The 20077-nt window shown below is 26.3% G+C and carries 14 protein-coding genes; 5 read left to right on the top strand and 9 right to left on the bottom strand.

Annotated elements, in window-relative coordinates:
• Positions 1-118: 118 nt before the first annotated feature.
• From serC to VOI34_RS03320, 4 genes are all read right to left on the bottom strand, one after another.
• Entirely contained in the window at positions 119-1207 is a 1089-nt protein-coding gene (gene serC / locus VOI34_RS01920; protein WP_331828192.1) for a 3-phosphoserine/phosphohydroxythreonine transaminase, read from the bottom strand.
• 289 nt (positions 1208-1496) lie between these two features.
• Positions 1497-2783: a serine--tRNA ligase gene (gene serS, locus VOI34_RS01915; RefSeq protein WP_331828191.1), complete on the bottom strand. Its 1287-nt coding sequence runs from the start codon at positions 2781-2783 to the stop codon at positions 1497-1499.
• A gap of 769 nt (positions 2784-3552) precedes the next feature.
• Entirely contained in the window at positions 3553-4170 is a 618-nt protein-coding gene (lolA, locus tag VOI34_RS01910) for an outer membrane lipoprotein chaperone LolA (RefSeq protein WP_331828190.1), read from the bottom strand.
• A gap of 142 nt (positions 4171-4312) precedes the next feature.
• Positions 4313-6691, bottom strand: coding sequence for a DNA translocase FtsK 4TM domain-containing protein (locus tag VOI34_RS03320; RefSeq protein ID WP_443092740.1), 2379 nt, complete (start codon positions 6689-6691; stop codon positions 4313-4315).
• Between the two features lie 520 nt (positions 6692-7211).
• On the opposite strand from VOI34_RS03320, the gene trxB reads away from it, so the two are divergent.
• Together trxB and infA are read left to right on the top strand one after the other, a co-directional pair.
• Positions 7212-8174, top strand: a complete 963-nt coding sequence (trxB, locus tag VOI34_RS01895; RefSeq protein WP_331828189.1) for a thioredoxin-disulfide reductase — start codon at positions 7212-7214, stop codon at positions 8172-8174.
• Positions 8175-8523: 349 nt separating this feature from the next.
• Positions 8524-8742, top strand: coding sequence for a translation initiation factor IF-1 (gene infA / locus VOI34_RS01890; RefSeq protein WP_331828188.1), 219 nt, complete (start codon positions 8524-8526; stop codon positions 8740-8742).
• Positions 8743-8880: 138 nt separating this feature from the next.
• Here the strand turns inward: infA and VOI34_RS01885 are convergent, their stop codons facing one another.
• Positions 8881-11043 carry a TonB-dependent receptor domain-containing protein gene (locus tag VOI34_RS01885; protein ID WP_331828187.1) on the bottom strand — a complete coding sequence of 721 codons (2163 nt, stop codon included), beginning with the start codon at positions 11041-11043 and terminating at the stop codon, positions 8881-8883.
• 650 nt (positions 11044-11693) lie between these two features.
• Here VOI34_RS01885 and VOI34_RS01880 point away from each other — a divergent pair.
• Positions 11694-12329: a winged helix-turn-helix domain-containing protein gene (locus tag VOI34_RS01880; protein WP_331828186.1), complete on the top strand. Its 636-nt coding sequence runs from the start codon at positions 11694-11696 to the stop codon at positions 12327-12329.
• Between the two features lie 822 nt (positions 12330-13151).
• Here VOI34_RS01880 and VOI34_RS01875 read toward each other — a convergent pair.
• Both VOI34_RS01875 and mntR read right to left on the bottom strand, forming a co-directional pair.
• On the bottom strand, positions 13152-13796 hold the full coding sequence (locus VOI34_RS01875; protein WP_331828185.1) for a transglycosylase SLT domain-containing protein: 645 nt from the start codon (positions 13794-13796) through the stop codon (positions 13152-13154).
• A gap of 379 nt (positions 13797-14175) precedes the next feature.
• Positions 14176-14595 (bottom strand): manganese-binding transcriptional regulator MntR, encoded by a 420-nt coding sequence (gene mntR / locus VOI34_RS01870; protein WP_331828184.1) that lies wholly within the window; start codon positions 14593-14595, stop codon positions 14176-14178.
• 795 nt (positions 14596-15390) lie between these two features.
• Between mntR and mnmA the strand changes: the two genes are divergently transcribed.
• Complete coding sequence (gene mnmA, locus VOI34_RS01865; RefSeq protein ID WP_331828183.1) at positions 15391-16551, top strand: tRNA 2-thiouridine(34) synthase MnmA; 1161 nt, start codon at positions 15391-15393, stop codon at positions 16549-16551.
• Between the two features lie 421 nt (positions 16552-16972).
• Complete coding sequence (gene purB / locus VOI34_RS01860; RefSeq protein ID WP_331828726.1) at positions 16973-18352, top strand: adenylosuccinate lyase; 1380 nt, start codon at positions 16973-16975, stop codon at positions 18350-18352.
• A gap of 96 nt (positions 18353-18448) precedes the next feature.
• Here the strand turns inward: purB and VOI34_RS01855 are convergent, their stop codons facing one another.
• The gene (locus VOI34_RS01855) at positions 18449-18574 is read right to left on the bottom strand and encodes a hypothetical protein (protein ID WP_331828182.1); all 126 of its coding nucleotides are present in this window, start codon (positions 18572-18574) and stop codon (positions 18449-18451) included.
• Between the two features lie 248 nt (positions 18575-18822).
• A complete protein-coding gene (locus VOI34_RS01850; RefSeq protein WP_331828181.1) occupies positions 18823-20064 on the bottom strand; it encodes an ABC transporter permease in 1242 nt (413 codons plus the stop codon).
• Positions 20065-20077 lie beyond the last annotated feature (13 nt).

Below are 20077 nucleotides of genomic sequence, written 5' to 3'. Positions count from 1 at the left end.
AAAATTAGATTTAATTAATAAAAAATTAATAACTTATTTATTATTTGATAACAAGTATACACACTGATTATATTGAACACATAATGCATTTATATAAATTCATCTCTGTAGATCTAATTCAACTATATTTTTCAGAAAATAATTTCATAAACTCAACTAATTTTTGTACACCTTCTAATGTCATGGCGTTATATAATGATGCTCTCATGCCTCCAACTATTCTGTGTCCTTGTAATCCAAGTAACCCAAAACATATTGACTCTTTTAAAAAAATATTATCTAATTTATTATTATTTAAAAAAAAGGGAACATTCATACAGGAACGATTAGACAAATCAACATTATTATAATAAAAATTACTAGAATCAATAGCATTATATAAAAAATCAGATTTTTCTTGATTACGTTTATTGATTTTTTCTAGTCCTCCTTGTTTTTTTAACCATTTAAATATTAAACCAGCAATATACCAAGACATAGTCACAGGTGTGTTAAACATTGAATAGTTATCAACTAAAATTCTATAATTTAAAATAGAAGGAATTTCTCGATGAGGGATTTGCAATAAATCTTTTCTAATAATAACTACTGTCAGACCGGCTATACCAATATTCTTTTGAGCAGCAGCATAAACTATACCAAAACGGCTTATATTAAGTGGACGTGATAATAAAATTGAAGAACAATCTGCTATTACTATTTTATCAGAAAAATTTGGAGTTTCGTGTATAGCTATGCCATCAATAGTTTCGTTAGGACAATAATGTATATAAATGCTATTTGTGGAAACATCCCATTTAGATATAGGCTGAATATTATTCAATCCATTTTTTTTGTTAGTCACATCAATTATACGTGGATCACAATATTTTTTTGCTTCTATCGCTGCACTGTATGCCCAATACCCAGTGTTTATATAATCAACATTTTCTGAAGATGTTTTTAATAAATTCATAGGAATTGCTGAAAATTGTGCCCTAGCTCCACCATGGCAAAACAGAACTTCATAATTTTCTGGAATATCGAGAAGGTCACGTATGTCTTGTTTTGCGTTTTGCATTAATTGTAAAAATTCTTTGCTACGATGACTTATTTCCATCACAGATACACCCATATTCTCCCAATTATATAATTCCTTTTTAATTTGTCTTAAGACTTGTTTTGGCAACATTGATGGACCTGCACTGAAATTAAATATCTTATTCATATAATTGAATTATCATAAACACTTAAATTAACAAAATAATATCTTTTTCGATAAACTATCATAACAAACAATATTAAAAATATTTCCATCACAAACAGTTAATTACACTTTATATATATGAAACAACATAAAAACATAATACATATATTTAATTACTATTAAATCTACATCACCCATTTATTAATAATAAATAATAATATATACATATAACTTCTCAAAGTTTAATAAAAAATAACAAATATAAAATTTTTTGGAATAAAAATAGTTTTACACATAAAGCAAGAGCCCATTAATTAATATGTGTTGCTCCCCCCATATACGGATACAATACTGTGGGAATCGCTATACGCCCATCTTCTAATTGATAATTTTCAAGAACTGCCGCCAACGCCCTACCTACTGCTACTCCAGAAGCATTTAAAGTGTGCAAAAATTTTGTTTTTCTATGATGCTTGCCCCGATAGCGTGCTCTTATACGACGTGCTTGAAAATCTCCAACATTCGAACAAGAAGAAATCTCGCAATAAGTATTACATGCTGGAAGCCATACTTCCAAATCATATGTTTTACAAGAAGAAAATCCAATATTCCCCGTACATAATAACATTTTTCTATATGGTAACTTAAGTAATTGTAAGACTTGTTCTGCATGACCAGTTATTTCTTCTAGTGTCTGCATAGACTTATCTGGATGAACTATTTGTACTAGTTCAACTTTGTCAAATTGATGCATTCTAATCAACCCACGAGTATTATGGCCATATGATCCAGCTTCAGAACGAAAACATGGAGTATGAGCGATCATCTTAATTGGTAATTCCTTTTCATCAAGAATTACGTCACGAACTAAATTTATTAACGGTACTTCAGCAGTAGGTATTAATGTATAAGGATTAGTATCAGATCCTAAGTACTTAATATGAAATAAATCTTCATAAAATTTTGGTAATTGGCCTGAACCATATAAAGACATTTCATTTACTAAATATGGCAAATAATATTCTTCATATCCATGGGTTTTGGTATGTAAATCTATCATAAATTGAGATAAAGCACGGTGCAAATGTGCTATTTGTCCTTTCATTACAACAAAACGAGACCCAGTTAACTTCGTTGCGTCAGAAAAACTTAAACCACTAGTCGACACACCCAGTTCCGTATGATCCTGTAATGGGAAATTATATTGACCTAGCTCTCCCCAACGCATTATTTCTAAATTATCCTGATCACTAAATCCATAAGGTACTTGATCGTCTGGGATATTTGGTAAAGACAATTCATACTGTCTAATGATTTTTTGTAATTTTTTACTTTCTAGTTTAAGTGAAGTTAATTTTTTTCCTAATACATATGCTTCTTGACATAAAAATTCTACATTATCCCCACGCATCTTGGCTATTCCTATAATTTTAGCCTTAATTTTACGTTCAGTCTGTAAACTTTCAGTTTTTTTCTGTAAAATTTTACGTAAACTCTCTTGCTGACGAAATTTATCGGTATTAAATATAAATTTTCTGCGAGCAAGTTTTTTAATAACTAAATCAAGATTACTACGCAATAAATTGGGATCTAGCATATTTAACCTACATTATCTATTTCATCGGATATGAAAATATCTAATAGTTTATTTTTAGTTGCTACATAAAAATTGCTCACTTATTTACTCTATTTATATAAAGCAACACTATTCTTAATAAAAATAATTTATTTATTAATTTTTTTATATACACACTATACACCATACTAACAATTAGTATTATTTACTCAAAAAATATCCTTTTTTATAAGAACAATATAAAATTTTCCAATCAACATAAAACTATATTTAATTTAGATTAAATAATTAAATTTTTTAAATACACACGTAAATTAAATATAAAGCGATACGTTTTTATTTATAAATAATACAAATGGTTTTATTACATATCAATTAAATAATAAATCCATCAATATTTTAAACTTTTACACCATTACATTAAGTAACACACTTATATAACCATCGACGATATTAAATATGTGTGCGTGACTACACTCAAATAATATTTCATTTAAAACCTTGTGTATATAAATATAATATCCAAACACACTCCATTATTACAAATGTGCTAGATCATAAATCTTATATAATTTTTTATTATAAAGTGATAGTATTTAACTGGTTACTAAAAGTAAGCAACAAATTCGATTGAAATAAGCTTCTTACATATAAAATAAGACACACCAAATTTTTGTTAACTTAACAATAATATTTTACTTATACGTATCATATATGCTTTCAATCTTTATATGGAAGATAACAATTTTTTAATTATTAAACAAAATATGAATCTATTAATTAATATATATTATTCTCTTTGATCGTCTAATTGAATATCTTCAGAAAAATCAAAATAAAATTTTCTTATATCAATTGCGTTATTATTTTGATCTAATAAATGATAATCTACATATTGGTCTTTTTTTTCACAAACACTAAACTGCTTAATTGCGCCACTGTCAGTTATTGTAACTCTATATTCTTGTAAACCACAATTATCACGCATTGGTATCAAACAAAAAAAATCTCCTTTCTGAATTACATTATAATTATCCCATTTACACATGTTGTTATCAGAAAATAACATAAAAAAAATATTATTAGAAAAATTCTGTAACCAAAACGCAGTAACTTGTTTAATAAAAGGGATATAAAACCAAAGTGTTTTTCCATCAGAAATTAAAAAATTTTCTTCAGGAAATATCATATGCCAATTAAATAAGTTAGGGCGTTTTACCCACAGTTCTCCGTGACTCTCCAATAATATGTCGTTGTTAGCATTAATAACTTTTTGAGTAAACCGTGCATAAAAATCATTTATTTTTTTCAGACGATTTCTCAATGTAATAACAGATGTATCGTCAGCTATTGCTGAAATAATTACAGCAATACTTAAAAAAATGGCATATATTACTTGATTAATCATATTTAATTAAACATATATCCATGATTAATATACACTACGTATATTACAGCTATAATAACAACGACAACATGTATATGTTTACATACACTCATATAACAATTCTGAACGCGTAAAACATGGTCTTTTATTAGTATATCCAAAATTATAAATTAGCCGTCTGGCTTTTCCAAAAATTAGCTACCGCATATATTTCTTGATCTTCTATAAATGCACCATGCACTCGGGTAGGTACAGAGGAATTAGGTCCTAAATACAACATATCACCCATACCTAATAATGATTCTGATCCAGATTGACCAAGAATAGTATGAGAATCTATTTTGCTTGATACAGTAAAAGCTATACGTGCTGGAATATTTGCTTTAATTAATCCAGTAATCACATCTACTGACGGCCTTTGTGTTGCCAATATTACATGAATTCCAGCAGCACGAGCTTTTTGTGTTAAACGAATTACTAACTCTTCTACTTTTTTTGTTGTTACTATCAAATCTGAAAATTCATCTACAATAACTACAATATAAGGCAATTTTTCTAAAATATCAGAAAAAGTTACTGTTTTATCATTAATAAATTTGCTTGCAGTATCATGTTTCATATATTTTTTAGAATAAAACTGCTCTATACATTTATTATAATTTTCCAAATTCCGTACTCCAAGCATAGCCATCAGCTTATAACGGCGCTCCATTTCTTTTATACACCATTGTAACGCTTCATAAACTTCTTTCATATCAGTAATAACTTGCTTTAACAGATGAGGAATACCTGAATATATTGATAATTCTAAAATTTTAGGATCAATCATAATAAAACATACTTCTTCTGGCGTTGCCTTATATAAAATACTAACAATCATGGCATTAATTCCTACAGACTTACCTGATCCAGTAGTTCCAGCAACTAATAAATGGGGCATAGATTTCAAATCTACAATCAGAGGATGTCCAGATATATCTTTACCCAAAACTAACGGTAATGGAGTGTTAGTATTCCTAAATTGCTCTGAACTTATTATATCGCCTAGATATACTATACTACGCTTTTTATTAGGGATTTCTAATCCTACATATGGGGTACCAGGAATTACCTCTACCACCCTAACAGAAGCTGTATATAAAACACGTGCTAAATCACGTGACAAATTAGTAATTCTTGAAGATTTTATACCTGGTGATAAATTTAATTCAAATCGAGTAATTACTGGACCAGGAATAATATTAGCTACATTTGCTGTAATATGATATTCTGCTAATTTGGATTCCAGTAACTGAGAAATTTTTTTTAATTCCAATAAGTTCGTATTTTTTTTTGATTTAGATATAGTTAATAAATTTATATCCGGTAACATAAAAACTTTCTTATTATAACAAGACTTTCTCTGTGCCATTGGAGCCCTTGTATGCTTAAGTAAAGGTACACGTCGCATTGTGTCTTTATTAATAAACATAGGTGGTTTTATATTCTGATTATTTTTTATATCAACACGTGCCACACCCAAATCTTGTACCAATACAACGCTACTTTTTTCTCCTTTTTCTTCAATACAACACATTTTAAAATTATTAAAAACCTTCTTATTATATTTATTAATTCTTACAGAACAACTTTCTCGCGCAAAAAAAACACTATTCATATATTTTTTTATATAGTACTTGCACTTTGCTTTATTTATACATAATTTAGAGCAAGATAACAGATTCTCAATAAAATTAAAAATTTTTATAAATATTTTCATCAGTACAATATATTGTTTTTTGAAAAAATTATTTTTTATAATAGGATTAAACTGTTTAGTAGATCTATTAATATTTTCAGATACGTTAGGAATGATATGTATATTTAATAAATTATTTACCAATTTTTTTTTAAAGAAATTAGATTCTTGTATAGAAAAAACTGATGGATATACGCGCTTGTTAACACAAGATTGTCGATAATTAAGTTTATGTCTAAATTTTTCATCATAAAAAACCAATACTCTTAAATAAGCTACAAAAAAAGATAATTGATTTTTAATAGTTTTTACAATCATATTAAAAAATCGATTAAAAAAAACTATAAGATCAATAATTACGATCAAAAAAAGCAAAATAAAACTAATATGATAAGTTATTTTTTCGTAAGATAAAATAAAATCACATAATATACTTCCTATTATACCTCCAGAAGAAAAATAAAAAAGATCATCAATAATTAAATGAGTTAATCCACAACACACAAATAATAATATTAATATTCCTATTAATTTAAAAAAAAACTCAAAAATTGTATTACAATTTCCCTGTGCATAAACCTTGAAAATATAAAACAATATAAAAAATGGAATTATATAAGCTGGAACACCAAAAACAAAAAACAAAAAATCAGAAAGTTTTGCCCCTAATATACCTCCAAGATTATGTATTGGTCCATGCCACTTAATCTGTAACCATCCAGGGTCTGCCGGATCGAAACTAATTAATATGATAATTAAGTATAATAAAATTATACTTATACTAATGAATATAAAATTAATCACTAAAATATCTCTTCTTTTACTTAAGTATCCAATAATATATATTAATAGTGATCTGTATATATCTAATATTCTTATTGAATTTCAAAAATAATACTTTTAATTCGTATAAAAAATTTAACGTTTAATGTTATATATATATACATGATAATCTACTTAGATTATGAAAGAATAATTAGTTTACTACGTCATTTAAAACGCTATATACATATTTAACAAATATCAATATCTTAAATAAAATTAAAAATATTTTTAGTTTTTCATAAAAACTTGCTATATTGTATATATTATCTTATAATATGTTATACGGGTATATAAATTGAAAGTAGTGTCTTTATAACTTTTATTTACAACTTATTTAGAAAATTTAAATTATCTAACTACATATTAGTATCATTAATAACATACCCCTATATCAATAGGAAAGTTTAAATATTGATATTTAAAGTATTTTACTATACCACATACAATATAAGTAAAACAGCAATCAAGTAAAATTCGAGCACTATATAAGGTACATCACATGACAATAACTAAAAAACATTGCAAATTACTTATATTGGGAGCAGGTCCTGCTGGATATACCGCAGCTATCTATGCGGCACGGGCTAATTTAAATCCTGTACTAATCACTGGATTAGAGATAGGAGGACAACTAAATACTACTACAGATATAGAGAATTGGCCTGGAAATCCTAAAAATCTTACTGGACCTATATTAATGGATCGTATGAACACACATGCTGTTCATTTACACACCGAAATCATCCCTGATCATATCATTAAAGTAAATTTTAAAACATACCCTTTTTACTTATGTGGAAACATGTATGAATATACATGTGATGCATTAATCATAAGCACAGGAGGATCTGCTCGAAATCTTGACATTCCTTCTGAAGAAAAATATAGAGGTAAAGGTGTATCTTCATGTGCTACATGTGACGGGTTTTTTTTTAAAAAACAAATTGTCGCAGTTGTTGGCGGAGGCAATACAGCGGTAGAAGAAAGTTTATATTTATCCAATATTGCCGCTGAAGTTCATCTTATTCACCGTCGTGATCAGTTTAAGGCAGAAAAAATATTAATTAACAGGCTTATGAATAAAGTAAAAAATAATAATATTTTTTTACATCTCAATTATATTATTGAAGAAATATTAGGAGATGGTACAAATGTTACTGGGTTACGTTTAAAAAACGTAACCCCCCATCTAAATAAAAAACATACAATAACTGTCCAAGGTATATTCATTGCTATTGGTTATAATCCAAACACTGCTATATTTAGCGATCAGCTCGTATTAAAAAATGGATACATTCATGTGCAGTCTGGTACTAATGGAAACACAACTGCTACTTCTATCCCGGGAATATTTGCGGCAGGGGACGTAATGGATCACAACTATCGTCAAGCAATTACTGCTGCTGGCTCTGGTTGTATGGCCGCAATAGACGCTGAACGCTACTTATCTACTATTAATTAATTAGTATCAACTTTTTATAATTCTTAAAAACCATAATAAATAAGAATCATCACACAACCACATATATAAGTTTATTCACACTAAATTTTCATACAAGTAGTACATAAATAAAAAAGCAAAAATTCATACTAATACAAATTCTACTGTATATTTATATATCACTAAAATAGTGTCGTTATAATAGCATAATCACAGCAATAATGACATGATCAAAGAAAATACATAATAATAAAAACAACTATTTTTATAAATTTTTTAGAACTAAATTATTAATCACCGCATACTACTTTGATTAGCCGATATCTTGTGATAAAATTTCAAATTATCATTTAATTTAGCAGAGAATCTAATGACAAAAGAGGATAATTTCGAAATGCATGGTGTCGTATTGGATACTTTACCTAATACAATGTTTCGTGTAAAACTAGAAAACGGACACGTTATTATAGCGCATATTTCTGGAAAAATAAGAAAAAATTATATTCGAATACTAACAGGAGATAAAGTAACTGTTGAGCTTACACCATATGATTTGAGTAAAGGAAGAATCATTTTTCGCAGCAGGTAATAATAACATTACAAATTAACACTTTTCATGCATATTTAAAAATTAATTAACATAATTTATATATCTAAATTAGATAATTTTAGATATATATTCACTTAACCTTTATTAATATAAATTAAATTTCTTATCTATTTTAATTTATAGCGCCACCCCCAATTTCATCCACCAAATACGCCCTGGTTCATACATCAATGTTCCGGAAGGATATCCAATCCGTTTATGCACATATAAATTAAAATATTCCCTATAATTATGATTTAACAAATTATCTACACCAATACTAAATTTATAAAATTGAGAACTAGTCCATTCTAAATGTGTAGATAATACTCCAAATCCTGAAGAAATATTATTATAATTTGTGCGCGTATGCAATAACGTATTCTTAGCAGTAACAGGAGCTGAAGCAATAAATAAATTATTAAATTGTGGAAATGCAAATCTCCACAAAGCAGTGATGCTGTAACATCCCTTTATCCATTGACATGTTACTTTGCCTTCCAATGGAGGAATTTTAGGTAAAGAACAATTATCATCTACATTTATACCCCAAGACCATGACACATTACTTTCAGAACGCCAATGATCATTAAATTGATAATTTAATCCTACTTCAGTTCCGCATATCTTAGCATTAATATTTTTTGTATAATTAATACTACCATCATATGGTATATTATCATTATAATAACTACATAAAATAAAATCTCTAACATATCCAGCATAAGATGATATCCATCCACCTATTTGTAGATGTTGTAGATTCGCTCCTATATCTATCTGCACGACCTTCTCAGGTTTTAGTTCTAAAATATTTTCTACATTACTACTATTAATATTTCGACTAAATCTATTAGAAAATAATTCCCAATAATCAGGAAAACGAAAACTTGTTCCTACACCAACATAATACGATAATAATGGATTAACACTATCCTCATAGCGTATAAATCCCGCAGGATATGTAATACTATGTCGTTTATATTTAGAAAAATTATTAAAATTAACTACACTGTATTCCAGTCGAGTACCTCCAATAAATCTTTTACTTGACAACGAATTCGCAATTAATTCAGTAAATATACCAATATCTTGAGAAACAATATCTTTTTCCCAGTTAAAACTAGATTTTACATGTTCTCTATGTTTATTAACTTGTACATCTGCTCCACTATAACACTTAATATTATCCCATTGAGTTGTTGCAATACCCCGAGCACCCCATATTAATCGATCAACATTGTTTTCAGTATCATTGTTAAAACCACAACACTTTTTAAAAGATAATCCTGTAACACGAGGTATAGTATCAGCCATAATATGGCTTACATAATTATGCCAAGCTTGCAACTCAATTTTATCTAATTTTTTAATCATATCTGTAATTTCTATTTTCATTCCATAACTTTCTCTAGCAAAACATAATCCATCCATAGATCGAACAGCGTAATTTGCATTACCATTACCTTGCCCTAAACTAATCTCTAAATGTGTGCCTTCGCTTAAATTTAACGACAAAATTGCATCAGTATTCCATTTATACCATGCAGAATGTACTCTATGTTTATTGCCATCATAATAATCGTCTGATTGAGAAAGATTACCTATTAATCTAAGATAACCATATTTACTTCCCATAATACTGTCTACATTTTTATCTACTCTATTATTTGCTCCAATCATTATATTACTGCGTAATTTAATTTTTGATTTGTCAAAACGAGGATTATATCGTTCGAATTGTAATGTAGCTCCAGATGTTACAGGACCCCATAGCACTGTCTGTGGGCCCTTAATAACATTTAAAATATCAAAAGTTTCTGGAGAAATATAAGCACTAATAGGATCCATATGAGAAAAACAAGCACCAAGTATCTCACCATTATCCATTAAAATGCGTATTCGAGACCCAAACATCCCACGAAAAACTGGTTCATTATTAACTCCTCCGTTACGAATAACAGTAAACCCTGCAATATTTTTTAAATAATCCGCTGCATCAGTTACATATAATGATTGTAACGACCTTGCAGGAGAAGCAGTAAAAATCAATGGAGAATTTTTTAATGAGATAATAGTCATTATATCATTATGTATTTTTACTTGATGATATAATGTAGTTTTTTTTTGTATATCATCAGATATTGACATTAAAGTATCTTTAGATTTATTCCCAATAGATATATCATTTAAATTAGCTTGAGAGTTATTAAAAATAATCATAATCAAATCAAAACATATCAAAAACAACATTCTACAAATCAATGTTTTAAAACTATAGAAAAATGTGCTAGATTTCATATCTATACTCATAACTATTAAATGATTTTTGAAAATACTAATATAACAACTACAACATACATGTTAAAAATTAGCATTTTTCAATAAAATATCAGGTTATTCAATAATATAAACGACTTTAACTCAAACATATATCGCTAATTATACAAGTACATTACTCTAAATCACTTTAATTATCATAATACTTAAATAAATTATATATGCATATATAATTTATTTATATTAAAATACTATTTTAATATAAATAAACCTAAATACTTACTGTGTTACAATAGACTAAAATTTTAATGCATACATATTATTTAATTTAATATCAGAATCAACTAAACAACTTTTATATCGTCGATATATATATGACATATAATAATATCATATATATATTATTATTAAGCAATACACATTTACTAATGTACTAGATTTTTATAGCATGTTATTATATTATCTAAAGATAGATTATGAAAATGCCAAAAAATATGATCATGTTATTAACATTATGTTAACCACAAATTTTAATAATAAAATACTGTTTTATAATCTTTATATATGTTGTGTTAATTAAAGAATAAAAAATACTATTATTTTAGATTATATATATAAACAGCTGGCATAAACGTTGCTTAATCCATATACAGTTCATATGGAGTAACTAAATGAAATATGTCATTGAATCAACTATAATATTTAATACCGCAGAATATATTTTGACATCATTAACTGACTCTAACACATCAGTAAAATTATCTAATTCTGCAGGACGAGTGTTAGAAGAACTTATTAAACAACGAAATATTGATCCCAATACTCCAGTCACTCGGGACCATTTGTTTTCAATTGTATGGAGAACTTATGGACTTGAACCATCTAATGGAAACTTAAACCAACAAATTAGTTTAATACGAAAAACTTTAACCTATTTTGGATTAGATCCTTCATCTATTGTAACTATGCCTAAACGAGGTTTGAAACTAAACAGCCAATTAACTATAGAAAAAATAAATGAAGAAACCCCATGCATATCTTCTACTCTACATCAAACCATAGATAAAAATAATAACTTACCATCTTCTGCTTTACTAAATATAAAAACTCATATAAAATACATAATGACTCTCACAACAATAGTTGCAATCTTATTCAGTATCGGATTTGTTTATTTATATACCAAAAAAGATCATATTAAATTATATTGCTGCAAAGAAATAAATTCATGTAATATTTGTACTTTTCATGCAGAACCAGGATTAGATTGCGGTGGCTGTACTATTCAATGTACTGAAATTACATAATATAATCAGATATTAGTTAAGCAAGATAACTTACAAAAGTTTATATTCTACTATTACAATTTCAAATTCTAAGTTACTAATCAGTATACTAATAAATATACAAAACCCATAATATATTTTAATAACTACCTTTAATTATAAAACCATTGTATTCACTATTCACTAATTTTAATATTAAAATTAGTGAATATACCATTCTTATTTTTTAATCAAAACGACTATTTAATAAAAATTTCCATTTATACGCATCATGAAAATCAATCAAATTAAAGCCAATCCTCCCTTTTAGTTAAAATTTAAAAATATCAATATATAATTAATAATCATTATCACAACAATATTATTTTTTATAAAAGATTATGTTTCAAATATTTGATTAAAATAAACTAATCATGAAAAATTATACCATAAAATTACAATCTTTATAATTATTATAAATACGATTATATTTATAATAATTCTGACCATTAACGAAATATAATCTCCATACGAATAAGATTCAACCATAAATAAACTCAATATATATTACACATACGATATAAAAATCTTTATCGAAAGATAAATAATATATTTTTTATCTTATTTATCTAATTTATATAGTCCATTTATGTTCATAAACAATTTTAAATTACATAATGTAGAGTAACTTATTACTATATTTATAATACTATTGCATCCTGTATACTTTATAAACTAATATATGCTTCACGCGATCAAGTATCTATTTAAATTCTTTTTATTACTTAATTTGATAAGTAATTGCAGCAAAAATATATTGATATATATATATATATATAAATTTATAATAGATTATATCAATAATTAATCCTGACCAACATAAATAGAATTAACTTTAGATAAATAACGTTGTGCCTGAGCAGATGGATGATGGGATTGTATGTATTGGTAAAATTGATCTGGACTAAGCTTATTTATTTTTTCAATAGCATAACCACGATCAATAGCAAATATTTTTAACAATGCACTTAAACCATTTACATAAGCAACAATAACAGCATAACGTCTAGTTTTTGAATTAATAATACCTTCTAATTGTTTTTGTAATATAGACAAATAAGCAGTACCAAGATCAATATTGACTACAGCATTTTTTAATTCATGAATACTAGGCTCCCCCTTCCATCCTTTTAAACGATAAGCATCTCTTCCTGCAGTATCTGCTTTAAGCTGCATTAATCCAACAGCATTAGATTTACTAATTACAGTAGGATCATAATTAGATTCTACTTGAATAATAGCTTTCACTAAAGATGCATCTACTCCATAATTAATAGCGCAACGATGAATGCAATCATTATATATTGACGATGTAATTTCTTTAGAAGAATCAATTACTTTGCATCTTAAATTAGTATATGATGTACATGTACTATTGTCTTTATTATTGTGTTGTGTGCAAGTTGTTAGCAACAAAACAATAATTATATATATTATATATATCTTCATAATTTTATGATTTTTGCAATCAAAATATATATTTAATATATATATAATATTATGAAACAAGACAATATTTTATGTTTTAAAAATCTGTTTTCCTATAATTCCAAAATACATATAAACAGCCATACACAACATACATATGTATATATAAATAAACAATAATTCATTATCTATAACAAAATATGTAAAGTTAATACTTTACATATACAGCAGAAAACATCTCACTTATTAAAACCATAATACATCTGAAGATATATCTATATATTAAAATAAACGTAAATACTACATAATAACCACATATTTTAATAAATTTTAACCAACCGGCGCATATTGTACGATGAATAACTTAATCAAAAATACCTCGTATATGTATTATATTTAATTATTTATTACTAAATCGTTTAGAAAACTGCCTAAACGCCAATAATGTTTCATTGCTGACATGATGCTCAATACCTTCTGCATCTCTCTGAGCAGTTTTCTTATTAATACCCAAATCCATTAGAAAAGTTCTTACAATCTTATGTCGTATATGATTTTCATCAGCTAATCGTCTACCTTGTTCTGTTAATAATACCCTACGGTAACGTTTATGTTCAATTAATGAATAAGCAATTAATTTCTTTAACATTTTCGCTACTGTTGGTTGCGTTACTCCCAATCGCACAGCTAAATCTACTTGACGCGCTTCTCCGCATTCTTGGATTAAATCTGAAATCAACTCAATATAATCATCAATAAGCTCACGACGATGTGCTGCTCTAACTTGAATAAATCCTTGCGAATTATCTACTTTTTTCATAAAAATTTTAAATTACTGAGCAATATCTTTATATTATTTTAATTGTAACAAATATGTCATGCGATATTATAAATAATAAACCTTATCCACATAAGGTAGATACAATATATTTTCACAACATAACATTTTATCATTATGCTATTTTATATTCATACATAAACATAACTTACATTATAATACTTTATATATATGAAATAAATATATTAAATGATCTGTATATAATACATATAAAATATAACAACCATATAAACAAAATTAACCAACATAACAATTTGCCTGCACAAAAAATAAACTTAAATATTTTACTACACCATTAAATAAAAATTGTTTACGCTTATCTATAATCATTACATATATTTTTAACGACTAATTTCATTTAAAAATCACATAACTCTATCGTATTTTATCCATATAATTAATAAAAATAGCACCCAACTTGTACTAGCAAAATAAATAAATAAACTGATAGCATATACTTAAATAAAACTATCATTATCTGTAATAATATAAAAAATATTATGATATTTACATTTCATATAAATAAAAATATCTTTCTTATAAAAAATGTTTTTAAGTAATTTAAATCAAAAATAATATAAATTATTTAATATATTATTGCTAATATATATATTTATATCATCACATCTTTATAAATATAAAATTTGCCATATAGTAAAATTTATAATACTATCCATATAACTTTTATAATAAAAATGATTAAAAAATAATACATTTGTTTTAATGTTAAACTATTAATTACACAAATAATTTAGATTTTATCTAATCATAAATATCATGTTACATACCCATCGTAAAAAAAAAGTGATTATTGGTATGTCTGGAGGGGTAGATTCTTCTGTATCCGCATGGATATTACAACAACAAGGATATAAAGTAGAAGGATTATTTATGAAAAATTGGGAAGATGACGATAGCAATGAAAATTGCACATCAGCATCTGATTTAGCAGATACTTATTCTGTCTGTAATCATTTGGGTATATATTTACATACCATAAATTTTTCTAAAGAATATTGGGAAAGTGTATTTCAAGTATTTTTGAAAGAATATAAAATGGGTCGCACTCCTAATCCTGATATACTCTGCAATAAAGAAATTAAATTTAAATGTTTTTTAGAATTTGCACTTAAAGATTTAAACGCAGATTTTATTGCAACTGGACATTATGTACGCCGTATTGATACAAATCAAGGAACTTGTCTGATGCGTGGTTTAGACAAAAATAAAGACCAAAGCTATTTTCTATATACACTTAGTCATACACAACTTAAACAATGTTTGTTTCCTATAGGAACATTAAGTAAATCACAAGTTAGAAGAATCGCTAAGAAATTAAACTTAATTACAGCGAACAAAAAAGACTCTACTGGTATTTGTTTTATTGGTAAACGAAAATTTAGAAATTTTATTAGTAATTACATACCAATACAACCAGGAATTATAATTAATATAAACGGAGACAAAATTGGAACACATCAAGGAGTACCATTTTATACCTTAGGACAAAGAAAAGGATTAAATATAGGGGGGATCAAACAAGGAAATGGTAACCCATGGTACGTAATAGATAAGGACATAAAAAATAATACGTTAATTGCAGCACAAGAACACTATCATCCCCTTCTTATGTCTATTGAATTCATCACTGAACAAGTGCAATGGATAAAAAGAAACACGCTTAAATCACCGTTGTATTGTACAGTGAAAACTAGATACAGACAACCAGATGTCCAATGTCATATATATCCTATTTTTGACAATAACCTCAAAGTTGTTTTAAAAAATCCAGTGTCAGCTATTACACCGGGACAATCAGCAGTATTTTACTCACATGAAAATTGTTTAGGTGGCGGAATCATTGAAAAAACCACCCCTTATACTTACTTAAATTCTAAAAATTGTTATTCCCCAATAAAAATAAACAATATTAATTAAAAATATTAATTTAATATCATTAAACATATTAAATACTACTACAATTAAAAACAAGTAAATAACCATTTCACTTGATATTTAATTTCATTGTAAATGCATAAATTTTATAAATACTTCTAATATTTATTTAAAACTAAAATTATTTAAATACAAACAATAATAGCTCACTCATATAAATTTATTGACAATCGATCCTTATAATTATAATAAATTGTAATTTATTATAATTATTTTATACATTTTTAATATTAATGATAAAATTCATACAATTACTCATGATTATAAAAAATAAAGTGTTTCCATTGTAAATGGAAACAAAAGATCTATAAAATATACATGTTCTTTTTTATACAAAAATTAAATTTTTAAAAAATATAAATATAAGCCTTTCATTAGTTTAATTATAAAAGGAGGAAAAGTGATAAAATTATCACCTTTAACCGTAATATCGCCTATCGATGGTCGTTACTATAAACAAACTGATTCTTTACGTAATATTTTTAGTGAATTTAGTCTATTAAAATTTCGAGTACAAATTGAAATCCATTGGTTACAAAAACTAGCTTATACAACAACTATCCAAGAAATACCTCCTTTTACACAAATCGAACATGACTTTTTAAATAAATTAGTGGTTAATTTTAATATTGAAGACGCAGAACGTATTAAAGAAATAGAACAAATTATTCAGCATGATATCAAAGCAATAGAATATTTTTTAAAAGAAAAAATAAGTATATTACCTAATTTAAAAAAAATAAGCGAATTTATTCATTTTGCTTGTACTTCGGATGATATTAACAACCTCGCATATGGATTAATGCTTACTAATGCCAAAAAAACTATTATACTACCTATTTGGCAACAAATTATTGATGAAATTAAAAAAATGAGTCTTAATTATAAAGACATTCCTTTATTATCTAGAACTCATGGACAACCTGCTACTCCTTCTACTATCGGAAAAGAAATGGCTAATATTGCGTATCGATTAATACGCCAACATAATCAATTAAAATCAATAAAAATTTTAGGTAAAATGAATGGAGCTGTAGGGAATTATAATGCTCATACAATAGCATACCCAGAAATAAATTGGCGTAAATTTAGCAAAGAATTTGTTACATCTTTAGGAATTGAATATAATCCATATACAACACAAATAGAACCACATGATTATATTGCTGAATTATCTGACTGTATTACACGATTCAATACAATCCTGATAAATTTTAATAGAGATATATGGGGCTACATTTCGCTCAACTATTTCAAACAACACCATAACGGAATTTCAATTGGATCTTCTACTATGCCACACAAAATCAATCCTATAGACTTTGAAAATTCTGAAGGAAACTTAGGATTAGCAAATGCCATATTTAATCATTTTTCTGAAAAATTACCAATATCACGTTGGCAACGCGATTTAAGTGATTCTACTGTGTTAAGAAGCTTAGGAATGGCTATAGGATACGCTTTAATTGCCTATCATAGCGTATTAAAAGGAATAAAAACATTGATAGTTAATAAAGAATACATATTAAGTGAATTGAATAAGAATTGGCTAATATTAGGAGAAGCTATCCAAACAGTTATGAGACGATATAATATTCATAAATCTTATGAAGAAACTAAAAAATTTATCAGCAATACAGATATTAATCCTGAAAAAATAAAAAATTTTATTGCATCACTACCATTACCGACAACAGAAAAAATACGCTTACAAAAAATAACCCCAATTAATTATATAGGATTAGCAGCAGAAATGGCAAATGAAATTGACGGTATAACATAATTATGTTATACCGTCAATTTCATAAATCAATATTTTGTTACATAAACTTATATTAAGGTATACTGCCAAAAACAAAAAAATTAGTTATTTTATTATTTAATCTAATGCAGCTGTTGTATGTTTCCCTTCTATAGAAAAAATATGCAATGAAATAAAATAAAAAATTAAAACATTAATATCATAACTTACTCTTTCAATTAAATTATATTTCCAAAAAGACACAATCCACCATATGATATATATATATCATCATAATTTTCCATATATATATTGTTATTTTATAAAAATTCATTCAATTAATCATAAATAAAAACATTAAATGTTATTCAACACAATATATTTAAATTATTAAAATACATATGCTATTATCTGTAGTTAATGTTCATATTTTATTTATCACTCAACTATATCATTAAACAAACCATTCGAAACATTCTAATACTATAGACCACGATTGAAATTGTAATTTCTCATTTTAATATTTTAGATAAATCAACTTTTTTTGTTTTTAAAACCGCATACCAACTAGTGACTACCCCAAGTAATAATGTTATACCCAAAACTGATAATACATCCCACCCATTTAATTTAACAGGTAAGAAATTAATAAAATAGATTCCTTTCGATAAAATCTTATTTCCTAATAAATCGTTACAAATTGTAATTAAATTTGTTAAGTTAACAGAAGTAAAAACACCTAACCCAGTTCCTACAACACCAGAAATAATATAAATAATTAATCCATACCAAAAAAATACTCGTCGAATTAAAATATTTTGACCTCCTAATGCATAAATTAGGGCAATATCATAATTTTTATCTTTTATTGATAAAACGAGCGTAGCGATTACATTAAAACAAGAGATACTCATTATTAATATTGTTGATAAATATACAATTACACGAACCATTTGAATATCTCTATAAATATACCCATAAGTATCCATCCAGCTTCTCACATAAACCTGATGATTAAGCATTATTTTTTCAATTTTACGTGCTATATTATCAGCAGAAAAAATATCATTAATTTTAATAGCTATTCCTGTAATGTCCGACGTTTTATGATATAAATGTTGTATATCTAATAAAGACATTACAGCAATATTACTATCTAATTGACTATTCAAATTTAATATACCAGCTACTTGTAAACGAATTCTTTTAGATGATAATAATTTATTATCCATACGAAAATTATGAGCAATTAAAATAGTAATCCAATCACCTACCTTAGTTCCTAGTGAATCTGATATACCTTTACCTAAAATAATCTGTCCCGTATTTTCATAAAAATATTTCCAAGAAAAATCTTTCTCTATAAAATATAATAATGTATTTTCATCTATTTTTTTAGTTAAATCTACGCTTCTAACATAAACCACATGCCATTTATTATTAAATTCGATAACTCCAGAAAAATTAATATAAGGATTTGCACAAATAATTTCTGGCATTTGACGAATACGCTTCAAAACCGTCAACCAATCGATGAATGATGCACCTACTGGCTCAATTTCTACATGCGGAACAACCGCCAAAAATCGATGACTTAATTCATATTTAAACCCATTAATTACGCTTAATGCAATTATAGATATTGCTATTCCTATAGTAATACTAATAATAGCAATTAAAGACACTAAGGATATTAAAATATTATTATTCGAACCTCGATGAAATTTTAAAGCAATTTGTAAAGATAATATCATTTCAAACAGTTAC

Origin of the sequence: Candidatus Blochmannia sp. SNP, assembly GCF_036549215.1 — a bacterium.
GTDB lineage: Bacteria > Pseudomonadota > Gammaproteobacteria > Enterobacterales > Enterobacteriaceae > Blochmanniella.
This window is presented reverse-complemented; position numbering and strand designations above follow the sequence as displayed.